Annotated in this window: 8 protein-coding genes, 1 pseudogene and 2 riboswitches; of the genes and pseudogenes, 3 read left to right on the top strand and 6 right to left on the bottom strand. The window is 39.6% G+C overall.

Features of this window, described 5'->3' with window-relative positions; all coding sequences use genetic code 11:
• Positions 1-62 precede the first annotated feature (62 nt).
• Positions 63-896, bottom strand: coding sequence for a hypothetical protein (locus tag AC4D4A_RS11575; protein ID WP_490996049.1), 834 nt, complete (start codon positions 894-896; stop codon positions 63-65).
• 193 nt (positions 897-1,089) lie between these two features.
• On the opposite strand from AC4D4A_RS11575, the pseudogene AC4D4A_RS11570 reads away from it, so the two are divergent.
• Positions 1,090-1,621 (top strand): annotated as a pseudogene (locus AC4D4A_RS11570) (kinase).
• Between the two features lie 81 nt (positions 1,622-1,702).
• Here the strand turns inward: AC4D4A_RS11570 and AC4D4A_RS11565 are convergent.
• The 5 genes from AC4D4A_RS11565 to gcvT all read right to left on the bottom strand — a co-directional run bounded on the left by AC4D4A_RS11565 (position 1,703) and on the right by gcvT (position 7,919).
• Complete coding sequence (locus AC4D4A_RS11565) at positions 1,703-3,145, bottom strand: DEAD/DEAH box helicase (RefSeq protein WP_490996048.1); 1,443 nt, start codon at positions 3,143-3,145, stop codon at positions 1,703-1,705.
• 228 nt (positions 3,146-3,373) lie between these two features.
• On the bottom strand, positions 3,374-3,880 hold the full coding sequence (locus AC4D4A_RS11560; RefSeq protein ID WP_490996047.1) for a GNAT family N-acetyltransferase: 507 nt from the start codon (positions 3,878-3,880) through the stop codon (positions 3,374-3,376).
• A gap of 127 nt (positions 3,881-4,007) precedes the next feature.
• Positions 4,008-5,465: an aminomethyl-transferring glycine dehydrogenase subunit GcvPB gene (gene gcvPB / locus AC4D4A_RS11555; RefSeq protein ID WP_490996046.1), complete on the bottom strand. Its 1,458-nt coding sequence runs from the start codon at positions 5,463-5,465 to the stop codon at positions 4,008-4,010.
• Complete coding sequence (gcvPA, locus tag AC4D4A_RS11550) at positions 5,458-6,804, bottom strand: aminomethyl-transferring glycine dehydrogenase subunit GcvPA (RefSeq protein WP_490996045.1); 1,347 nt, start codon at positions 6,802-6,804, stop codon at positions 5,458-5,460. The genes gcvPB and gcvPA overlap by 8 nt, the downstream gene beginning before the upstream one ends.
• Positions 6,801-7,919 carry a glycine cleavage system aminomethyltransferase GcvT gene (gene gcvT / locus AC4D4A_RS11545; protein WP_490996044.1) on the bottom strand — a complete coding sequence of 373 codons (1,119 nt, stop codon included), beginning with the start codon at positions 7,917-7,919 and terminating at the stop codon, positions 6,801-6,803. The genes gcvPA and gcvT overlap by 4 nt, the downstream gene beginning before the upstream one ends.
• Before the next feature lie 170 nt (positions 7,920-8,089).
• A riboswitch (glycine riboswitch) is annotated at positions 8,090-8,181 on the bottom strand.
• Positions 8,182-8,184: 3 nt separating this feature from the next.
• Positions 8,185-8,276: riboswitch (glycine riboswitch) on the bottom strand.
• A 447-nt stretch (positions 8,277-8,723) separates the two neighbouring features.
• On the opposite strand from gcvT, the gene AC4D4A_RS11540 reads away from it, so the two are divergent.
• Positions 8,724-10,355: a DEAD/DEAH box helicase gene (locus tag AC4D4A_RS11540; RefSeq protein ID WP_490996318.1), complete on the top strand. Its 1,632-nt coding sequence runs from the start codon at positions 8,724-8,726 to the stop codon at positions 10,353-10,355.
• Positions 10,333-11,127 (top strand): YqhG family protein, encoded by a 795-nt coding sequence (locus AC4D4A_RS11535; protein WP_490996043.1) that lies wholly within the window; start codon positions 10,333-10,335, stop codon positions 11,125-11,127. The genes AC4D4A_RS11540 and AC4D4A_RS11535 overlap by 23 nt, the downstream gene beginning before the upstream one ends.
• The last annotated feature ends 154 nt before the right edge of the window (positions 11,128-11,281 follow it).

Genomic DNA, 11,281 nt, shown 5'->3' with positions numbered 1-11,281 from the left:
TCTGCCACAAAAGGAAGCTACTTATTACCATACCCAATCAGTTATGCAGGAAACATTTCTCTTTAATCGGATTCATTACTGCGTTGTAATCGATCTGCTTCAATCTTGTATCCAAGTTCCCTTAACTCACTTAAAACGAACTTCCTGACTTCTTCATCTTCCATTATAATGCCAAGAGTTTGTGCATCTCTGACAAAAGCAAGTTTATTTTCTACGGAAGCTTTCTGAAAGTATGCCTGTAAATCTTGAACGTCTATTTCTACATCCTCTTCTAATTCGTATTTATCATGTGTGATTGGTTGATTACTTATCGGAACCACCCCAATCCCGTCTTGAGTATGTATAGCAATTTGCTGTTTTCTCTCCTTAAATAGATTCTTATAATATGACTTTACATCTTGAATAACCGTACAATTTAATGATTCCTTTAATTTTTCAAGTACATATTCCCTTTCTTGTAAAAACTCTTCTTCATCATATTCGAATTCTGCTTCGTCTTCACTTTCTTCCCCTTCATCAGCCATTTCAATTGAAAGAAAATTCCCGATTTCGATCGCATCCTTCATCGTGAAAAGGAGATTCGTAAATTCCTTTAAATTACGAGCAGCCAAAAAAACAGCTGATCCAAAATCCATAGGACTAACATAAACCACATAGGCCTCTTCCAAATCGGTAACAGCTCCAAAATCAGTCAATAAACCAAAATGAATTCCATCCGCTCCGGTAGACGCAAATGTAATAACATCGCATGGTGTTACGAAATAATTTTGATCCTCCGTGTCCAGCATTAGTCCAAGTGAATCTAAAGAATACCCGACTTCTTCAAGATTGTCCTGCAGTTTCTGTAACCTTTGAAAAGTGGGTGGCATCTGTTTATAATGTCTAACAATATCCACGTAACTACCCCCTTTGTATTGCCTTCTCTATAATTATAAAGGAAAATATTTCTAACTGGGATAAATAACAGAAAAATCTAACTACCCTATTTAAGTAAGGACAATTTCAAAGTACAGGAGGCTTAGATACTTGGAAGATCATATACAAAATCTAATTAATTAATTACCCAAACTTAAAGTAGGACAAAGATTTATTCTTGGTATTGACGGCCTCAGTCGTTCCGGGAAGACGACTTTTACCAAAAGAATGAAACAGCTACTAGAGGAACAGAGCCTATCATTTTACCTTTTTCATAGATGATTTTATTGTAGATAAAGATAAACGTTATCACACTGGTCACGATGAATGGATTGAATATTACTTTTTGCAATGGGACACCGAGTGGTTAAGAGTTAATTTTTTCAATCAATTAAAGGAAGCATCTGAGATACTCCTGCCTACATATGACCCCACCACTGATAAGCAAAAATGGCAAATGTGCCAGATTCCAGCAACTTCCCTCATCATCATTGAAGGTATATTTCTGCAAAGAAAAGAATGGAGAGCATTCTTTGATTATATAATTTTCCTGAATTGTTCCAGAGAAACAAGATTCAGCCGTGAAAGTAAGTCTACACAGGCGAATATTGATAAATTTCGAAATCGATACTGGAAAGCAGAAGAATATTATTCGAAGACAGTTACCCCAGCACGAGCTGATTTGGTTATCGAGAATGAAGGTTAGATCAGAAAGGATATGTTCTAATTAAAATAGCCCTGCCGAATGATTCGGAAGGGCTGTTTTAGATCGGTGAGCACTCTATTATTATTCAAATGCCTCATATACCTTTAATTTTTTTCCTTTAATAGTTTTATTCTTCATCGCCTGTAATACGACGGGACCTTTATTATTCAAAATTTCAACAAATGTAGCCTGATCTTGAATTGTGATAATTCCAATGTCCTCAGCTGCTATGCCTTCAATTTTTGCGATTGTTCCAACAAAATCAACAGCACGCAATTTCTTTTTCTTGCCGCCATTGAAAAACAGCTTCATTATCCCACTGTTTAATTCGGTCGCTTTATCTTCCTTTATCTCATTTGCAAACATTTTCGCATCGAAATCCGGCCTGCATTTTTCTACTTCTGCTTCACTTGGCTCCTCTTTTACCGGAATAGCAAAGCCTATATATTCTTCTGTCTCTCTCAACAATTCTTCATCTCTAGGAGTTACAAAAGAAATAGCTACTCCCGTATGTCCCGCACGGCCCGTTCTTCCCGTCCTATGTACATAGGATTCCTTTTCCACTGGAAAATCATAATTCAACACATGCGTAATATTATCAATATCTATTCCGCGCGCAGCAACATCGGTGGCAATTAAATATCGAAACTCACCCCGTTTGAATTGGTTCATAACATCAAAGCGATCCTCTTGATACATTCCACCATGAATTTTACCGCATGAATACTCCCATTTAACCAATGTATCAAACAGATTATTTACCTGTTCCTGTGTGCGGCAAAAAACAATGCAGCTATCCGCATTCTCAATCGTTGTAACTTTCCTTAGCAGTTCCGCTTTGTTTTCATGCTTGACCCTATAATAAGAGTGTTCGATCAGCTGAGTCGTCATCTCTTTTTTATTAATTTCAATAAAGACTGGTTCTTTTAGATATTGATTAGATAGCTTTTGAATATCATCCGGCAATGTTGCTGAAAACAACATGCTGATTCGTTCCTTAGGTAATTCATTTATTATCGCTTCAACCTGATCAATAAAGCCCATATTCAACATTTCATCTGCTTCATCAATTACCAGATAGCGCAGTTCACCAACGTTTAATGTTCCTTTTTGAATATGATCTAACACTCTGCCCGGTGTTCCAACGACAATATGATTTTTTTGCTTAAGCTCCAGCTGTTGCTTGGCAAATGGTTGCTTTCCATAAACAGCTGCTGCTTTAATCCGCTTAAATCGACCAATATTCGTTAAATCGTCCTTCACCTGTGCAGCCAATTCTCTGGTCGGTGTTAGGATAAGTGCCTGAGGTTTATTTTCGATCCACTCTATATGATTACAAATCGGGATTCCATACGCAGCTGTTTTCCCACTGCCAGTTTGTGCTTTTACGATAAGATCCTGATTACCAATCGCAATTGGAATCACCTTTTGCTGGACCTCTGTCGGTTGAAAATAATTCATTTTACTTAATGCCCGAATAATTTCGGGACTTATGTCAAAATCATTGAAGCTATGTTCAGTCATGTATGTTCCTCTTTTTCGGTTACTTAGCTGATTCTCCACTTGAGAGATGCTTTTATCCATTATACCTGATTTGCACTGATTAATCGAAATTAGAAGGATAGTCTAATCTCAGGTTCCCGTCATTTTAAGGCACCTTTTAATAGTAGAATATTTATTGGACAGCCATCCCACCCGATAAAAAAGCGATATTATTAGAGTATCACACCCGTAAAAGAATTAATTGTCTATTTACCTATCCCATTCATGTACTAAAACACTGTATAATAATGAATCTCGCCAGCCCATTCTCATGAGCAAATGGTCGCGAATGATGCCTTCCCTAACCATTCCTGCTTTTTCTAACACCTTCGCTGAACCTATATTTCTTGGGTCACAGGTTGCAAAAATACGATGCAGGTTCAGTTCCTTAAATCCAAAGTCAATTAACAAACACGCAACTTCTGTAGCCACTCCTTTTCTCCAGTAATCCGAATTAACAATATAGCCAATTTCTCCAGCTTTATTAGTGAAACTTCGTATAGTAAGTTCTCCAGCCCCAATCATATTTCCATTATAAATAATTGCGAAGACAAACCTTGCTCTTGTTTTTTTTGTTGAATCCTCGATTACTTGGCTCACAAATTTTTTCGATTCTTCTTTCGTATTCGGTCCCCATGGCTGATACTTACAAACGATATCTTGTGATGCGTATTTATGTACATCAACCCAGTCACTACTAATCATTTCTCTCAGCATGATTCTTTCATTTGAAAGGCAGAATGTATTTTCGATCGTATTTCCCTTCCTATCCTGAACGACAGATTATTCATTCTTCTAAAAAAGCAGCTATCTAGTCATGATAGCTGCTTAAAATGTATTCTTATTAATTTTGATATCTCAATACAGGCTTACGAGCAGCCAGTGCCTCATCCAAACGGCTGATTACCGTTGTATGCGGTGCTTCCTGTACAATTTCCGGATTCTCCTCTGCTTCTCTGGCAATTTGAATCATAGCATCAATAAAGCCATCCAGTGTTTCTTTTGATTCTGTTTCTGTTGGCTCAATCATCATGCATTCTTCCACATTCAAAGGGAAATAAATGGTTGGAGGATGATAGCCAAAGTCTAGCAATCTCTTGGCAATATCAAGAGCCCGTACACCAAGTTTCTTCTGACGTTTTCCGCTAATCACAAACTCATGCTTACAGTGCTTATCATATGGAAGATCATAATACTCCGCCAATCTTCTCATCATATAGTTTGCATTTAAGACAGCATACTCTGTTACTGCCTTCAATCCGTCTGGTCCCATAGACCGAATATACGTATAGGCACGGACATTGATTCCAAAATTTCCATAGTACGGCTTTACTCTGCCAATTGATTGCGGACGATTGTAATCAAGCTGATAGCCATTCTCTTCTTTTACAATAAGCGGTTTTGGTAAGAACGGAATTAACTCCTTCTTAACCCCAACCGGCCCTGAACCTGGTCCACCGCCGCCATGTGGTCCAGTAAATGTCTTATGCAAGTTAAGATGAACAACGTCAAATCCCATATCACCCGGTCGAGCCTTGGATAGGACAGCATTCAGATTGGCACCGTCATAGTATAGTTTCCCACCGGCATCATGAATAATTTCGGCCATCTCGATGATCTGTTCTTCAAAAAGTCCCAGTGTATTTGGATTTGTAAGCATCAAAGCTGCTGTATCTTTCCCTACAACATTCTTCAAATCTTCCAGATCAACTAAACCATCCGGCCCTGACTTCACGGTAACAGTTTGCAATCCCGCAACTGTGGCTGAGGCAGGATTCGTACCATGAGCAGAATCAGGAACAATTACTTTTACGCGGTCAAAGTCACCATTCGACTCATGATAGGCGCGAATCATCATTAATCCCGTCCACTCTCCATGCGCTCCCGCAGCCGGTTGCAAAGTGACTTCGTCCATACCAGTGATTTCCTTTAGACTTTGCTGCAAATCATACATTAACTCTAATGAACCCTGTACAGCTTCTGCGTCCTGCAGGGGATGAACATGTGCAAATCCATTTAGACGGGCAACATTTTCATTAATTTTCGGATTATATTTCATAGTACAGGAACCGAGCGGATAGAAACCGGAATCAACGCCATGGTTTCTTCTCGAAAGTGCCGTATAATGACGCATGATATCCAACTCGGATACTTCAGGCAGCTTTGGTTCCTCAGTTCGAATGAACTCCTCAGGCAAAAGATCGGTTAAGGCTGCCTCCGGAACATCCATTTCCGGCAACGAATAGCCGATACGGCCCGGCTTGGTTTGTTCAAATATTAATGGCTGATCCTGTTTATTCATGAAAATCCCCCAATTCCTGTGCAAATCTATCAATCTCTTCTTTTGTACGCAGCTCCGTCACTGCCACAAGCATATGATTGGTTAAAGCAGGATAATCATTAGCTAAATCGTAACCACCAATTATGCCTTTTTGGAGGAGCATTTTATTAGCTGCAGCTACAGAACCATTTAACTTAACAACAAACTCATTGAATGAAGGTCCTTCAAAGGTAATTTCAAGTCCACTTGCTTTTACTTGTTCCTTTGCATAATGCGCTTTTTGAAGATTTTGAAGCGCCATCTCCTGCACGCCTTTCTTACCTAACGCAGTCATTGCCACAGAGGCTGCGAGAGCATTTAATGCCTGGTTTGAGCAAATATTTGAGGTCGCTTTATCGCGGCGAATATGCTGTTCTCTCGCCTGCAGGGTTAATACAAACCCGCGCTTCCCGTCCTCATCAACTGTTTGGCCAACCAAACGTCCAGGTACTTTTCTCATTAGCTTAGAAGTAACTGCGAAATATCCGCAATGAGGTCCGCCAAATGCAGCCGGAATTCCAAAAGGCTGTGCATCCCCAATGACAATATCTGCACCGAATTCACCCGGCGGTTTCAGAACACCCAATGAAAGTGGGTTACTTGAAACAATTAACATTCCTTTATGTTCATGAACAATTTGTTCAATTTCAGCTAAGTTTTCGATTCGGCCAAAGAAGTTTGGATATTGAGTAATAAAACCAGCCACCCCTTCAGTCATCATACCCGCCAATTGTTCTGTATCCGTTACCCCGTTTTTACAGGGAACAACTTCAAGCTCAAGATATTGGCCTTTTGCATAAGTGGATAAAACAGCCCGTGATTCTGGGTGCACTGCCTCTGAAACAAGCAGCTTCTTACGGCGTGTATGTCCTGCTGAGAGCATGGCTGCCTCGGCCAGAGCAGTTCCCCCATCATACATGGAGGAGTTCGCCACATCCATTCCGGTCAGTTCACAAATCATCGTTTGATATTCAAAAATAGCCTGCAATTCTCCCTGGGAAATTTCCGGTTGATAAGGTGTATAAGCGGTATAAAACTCTGATCTTGAGATAACGTGATCAACGATGACCGGCATGTAATGGTCATATACTCCCGCTCCAAGAAAAGAACTATGGGTCCTGAGATTGGCATTTTTCTCGGCCAGCTCTGTTAATTCTTTCAGAAGTGATGATTCAGACTTTGCTTTTTTTAGCTTGTATTCACCCTTAAACCTTACTTTTTCAGGTATATCAGAAAATAAGTCATCGATTGATTCTACACCAATCGCTGTTAACATCTGTTCAGTATCCTGCTCTGTCATTGGTAAATAACGATGCTTCATTTTTTTACTCCTCCTGCCTGAGTGCGTTTATAAAATGGAGTACTAACAATTTTCGCCTTTAATCTTTTTCCCCGTATCTCAACCTCGACTACTTCATCAAGGTTAGCGAATTCTACATTAATCAGGACAAGGCCTACGTTTTTCTTTAAGGTTGGGGATTGTGTTCCAGTGGTCACTTCTCCTATTTTTTCATCCTTAACGAAAACCGGATACCCATGTCTCGGAATACCGCGGTCAATCATTTCGATTCCGACAAGCTTTCTAGGGGCACCATTTTCCTTCTGTCCCTTTAAAACTTCCTTACCAATAAAATGTTCTTTATCAGTTTTTACAGCGAACCCAATTCCTGCTTCGATAGGTGAAATCTCTGGTGATAGCTCTTGGCCATATAAGGGAAGTTTTGCTTCAAACCGAAGCGTATCTCTTGCCCCCAGTCCACATGGAACTAACCCCTTATCCTTACCGATTTCTAAAAGATCCTTCCAAAGTTTCACTGCATCTTCGCTCTTACAGTACAATTCAAATCCATCTTCTCCGGTGTAGCCAGTTCTTGAAACCAGTACACTAATGCCATTTATTATGACATCTTCACGAAAAGCAAAGAAACCAATGGTATCGAGATCCACTTCTTCTACAAGGTTCTGTAGAATATCAGCAGCAAGCGGTCCCTGTATGGCCAATTGTCCTATTTGTTCCGATACATTTTTTAGTTCCACATCTTCGCTGACATGCTTTTCTAGCCATTCAAAATCTTTATCAATATTAGATGCGTTCACAACTAACAAATAATCATCTTCATCTTTTTTATAAATAATCAGGTCATCAACCGTTCCGCCATCCTCATAGCACATAGCGGAATATTGTGCCCGGCCCGTTTTCAGCTTACTGACATCGTTGGTCATCATGAGCTGCAAAAACGGTAGTGAGCCAGCACCCTTAACGATAAATTCGCCCATATGTGATACATCAAAGAGGCCTGCTTTTGTACGTACTGCTTCATGCTCCTGTTTAATGCCTGAAAATTGGACAGGCAATTCCCAGCCGCCAAAATCAATTGTTTTTCCTCCATACTCCCTGTACACACTGATCAACGGAGTCTGCTTTAATTCTCCCATCCTTACCCTCCTAAAAAGTTCGTTATATACGGATTCTCTTGCTAGTTATGACATTTAAACGATTGCTTGTTAACTTATTAAGTAAAACGCCGCTTTTCCGCATTTGACCGAGGTGATATACCCTTCAGTGATCCACGAAAAAAAGGACAGAAACCTCCCTAATTAGGGGGCTCTGTCCTGATACCTGAAAGTTTACCGCCGGATAACGTACTTCGGCGTTTCCTCTTGGGTGGCTTCACAATAAAGGAAGCGCTCTCCAGAGATGCGTCCAGCAAGAGTCTCTGTACCTGAGAGATTCATGGTTTCACCATTTGCTCCTTCGGTGCCGCAGTATGCGGTCTCTCCCCTTGCCTTCATTCGCTCATATAATTATGTAAATTGGTCATACTAAACAAAAAGCAAGAGATAAGCCGTTTTCTAAATAGTCTTACATTTATATCCTACCATCAACAATTATCAGGTGGCAACAATTACGTTATCTCTGATGAATGAATAAGAAACTAAAAAAATTGTCAGTAATACCTCAGCTTTATTGCGGTGAAAAATCGTTTAGGGGTCGGCTTAATCAATTCCTTATAAATGTCCGTCAACCGCACAAGGCGTTAATCAGATTTTAGCCGAAGATTACCCTTCTACTGTTATTTTGGAATTGATAGTAGCACCTATCTGAGACGGAGATTTCTATAAATTACTATCAAACATTAATCTAACTAGCTTAAGTAAAGAAAGTTGGGATTCACATTGAGTTTAACACCAAAGGTCTATTTTGATGAAGATTGGGAAAAGGAGCTTGAAGAAAAGATTATGGAGGACGGCCCATGGTGCAGCTACTCTCTTTTTAAACTCGGATTGGAGGCCGAAAAGCATAATCTGATTCCAGATTTCAACGGCCTCCTTGCACCAAAGCATTTATCAGGATTTACACCTTTAAACCATCAGCTCGAAGCTGCTACCGAAGTCATTGAAAGAATGAATGGTAAAGCCATATTGGCTGATGAAGTGGGTCTTGGCAAAACGATAGAGGCCGGTCTTATTTTAAAGGAATATATGATTCGGGGCCTGGCAAGCAAAATACTAATACTAGTCCCAGCCTCTCTCGTATCCCAATGGGCAAAGGAGCTTAATCAGAAGTTTCACATACCTGCTGTCATATATAGAAAGGGGTATGGGTGGGATTCTGAATGTATAATCACTTCCATAGATACTGCTAAACGAGAGCCTCATCGTTCTGCCATATTGGAACAAACCTATGACATTGTCATCATAGATGAAGCTCACAAGTTAAAAAACAATAAAACCAAAAACTATGAGTTTGTACAAAAAGTCCAAAGAAAGTTCTGTCTACTATTAACGGCAACCCCTATTCAAAACAAGCTAGAAGAAATTTTTTATCTTGTATCATTGCTTAAGCCAGGGCATTTAGGAAGCTATGCCAAATTTAATGAACGCTTCTCTGCTAAGAAACGTTCATTAAAGGATGATGCTTATTTAAAAGAATTGGTTAATATGGTGATGATTCGAAATAAACGCCAGGATACCGGCATTGAATGGACAAAGAGAAAGGTTGAAACCATTTTTATAGATTTCACCGAAAAGGAGCAGGCTCTATATGATGGAGTTTCTTCATTTAGGAAAGAATTGCCGGAGGGTATCGGAAGTACATTTTCTTCTTTAATCCTCCAGCGTGAGGCATGCAGCAGCAGAGAAGCCGTCTACTTTACGCTGAAAAATATGCTCGATCGAAACCCAGATGCCGGACTAAGCTTTAAGGAAGCCATACATAACCTTATCAACCTGGTCGAACTGGTTGATGGCAATTCAAAAGCAAAAAAAGCGCTTGAATTGATTCATTCCATAAAAGATAAGGTTATCATTTTTACCGAGTATCGAGCCACACAATTATATTTGCAGTGGTTTCTTAAGCAAAATGGAATCAGCTCTGTTCCATTCCGCGGCGGATTTAAACGCAGTAAGAAGGACTGGATGAAGGAACTATTTGAAAAACAAGCGCAAGTCTTAATTGCTACAGAAGCAGGTGGAGAAGGAATTAACCTGCAGTTTTGCCATCATATTATAAACTTTGATTTACCTTGGAATCCGATGCGCCTGGAACAAAGAATCGGCCGAATTCACAGACTTGGACAAACAGAAGATGTCCGAATCTATAATTTTGCGACCAGAAATACTATTGAAGATCATATTATGAAAATTCTCTACGAAAAAATTCAATTATTTGAACGCGTCGTAGGAGAACTTGATGATATTTTAACAAGGCTGGAGGTTAAGAATCTTGAAGAGCATTTAACCGATATCCTCAATAAATCAAAAACAGAGGGTGAGATGAAGGTTAAAATGGATAATCTCACTTCTCTAATACAGCTTGCTCAAGATTTAAAAAAGGAGATGCCATCACATGCAGCAACAGGAAATTCTTGAGTTTCTCGTTCAATTTTTCACAGCCAATCAATGTGAAATCATCAATCAAGGGCCAGGTCATCTAACTGTGCAATTGACGATTGATATGGATAAAGAACTAATGAACCGCCCTTTTTATTGGCATTATCTCGAGAAAGTTGGCGGAGTGCCCAATCCGATGAGTTTAACGTTTATCCTCGATAAAGAGGCAGCTCCTCCTGATTTAAAAGGGGAATTCATACATTTCGGATCCCCTCGCCTGCACCAAATATTCGCGTCTGCCCAAAGACTATCTAAGCATATCCGTTTATTTGAGGAGATTAAAATGACTAGTGGTCAGATGCCTTTATTTCCCTGGTTAGGTGTAAATGTTAATATCTCCTATGAATGCGACCGAAAAAAGGATTTATTCTTTTCAATAGGATTAAACCTGATCAACGGTCTTTTTGTAGAAAATTTCATTGATTCAGCTGATAAACTGTCACTTACACCTAAAATATCTGACTATACATTTACCCTTACACCCATTATTCGTTATCAAAGCGGATTGCATCGTATCAAAACTTACATCCAAAATAAAATTAATCAGGATGACCATGGGTGGGCTGATGATGCTCTCGTGCGCTGGAATAAAGATTTGAGTTTGCTGAACCATTTTTATGAGGACAAAAAAGAAGAGGAAACTCACATGTATGACCTTGAAAAGGAAGCATTGCGAATGCAATACGAACCCAGAATCCGTGTCAGCATCATAAATGGCGGACTTTTTTATCTTAGCGGTCAGGCTATCTAAAGGGACCTAATAAAGCTCAGGCTGGTTATTCGCAAAACATAATTGAGTATCAATCAGAGGCAGCCAATTAAGGCATATGTTTTCAATGATACTCATCAATGTTCTCAGTTTGGTGAGCATTCTATCGTTCCATTATTTAATCATTAAAGCTATG

The sequence above is a fragment of the Pradoshia sp. Z5_111 genome (assembly GCF_058267535.1).
This window is presented reverse-complemented; position numbering and strand designations above follow the sequence as displayed.

Excerpts from the sequence above, each read along its gene's own strand:
- AC4D4A_RS11535 (WP_490996043.1), top strand. The coding sequence starts at position 10,333 with ATGCAGCAACAGGAAATTCTTGAGTTTCTCGTTCAATTTTTCACAGCC.
- gcvPB (WP_490996046.1), bottom strand. The coding sequence starts at position 5,465 with ATGAATAAACAGGATCAGCCATTAATATTTGAACAAACCAAGCCGGGC.
- AC4D4A_RS11540 (WP_490996318.1), top strand. The coding sequence starts at position 8,724 with ATGGAGGACGGCCCATGGTGCAGCTACTCTCTTTTTAAACTCGGATTG.
- gcvPA (WP_490996045.1), bottom strand. The coding sequence starts at position 6,804 with ATGAAGCATCGTTATTTACCAATGACAGAGCAGGATACTGAACAGATG.
- gcvT (WP_490996044.1), bottom strand. The coding sequence starts at position 7,919 with ATGGGAGAATTAAAGCAGACTCCGTTGATCAGTGTGTACAGGGAGTAT.
- AC4D4A_RS11560 (WP_490996047.1), bottom strand. The coding sequence starts at position 3,880 with ATGCTGAGAGAAATGATTAGTAGTGACTGGGTTGATGTACATAAATAC.
- AC4D4A_RS11565 (WP_490996048.1), bottom strand. The coding sequence starts at position 3,145 with ATGACTGAACATAGCTTCAATGATTTTGACATAAGTCCCGAAATTATT.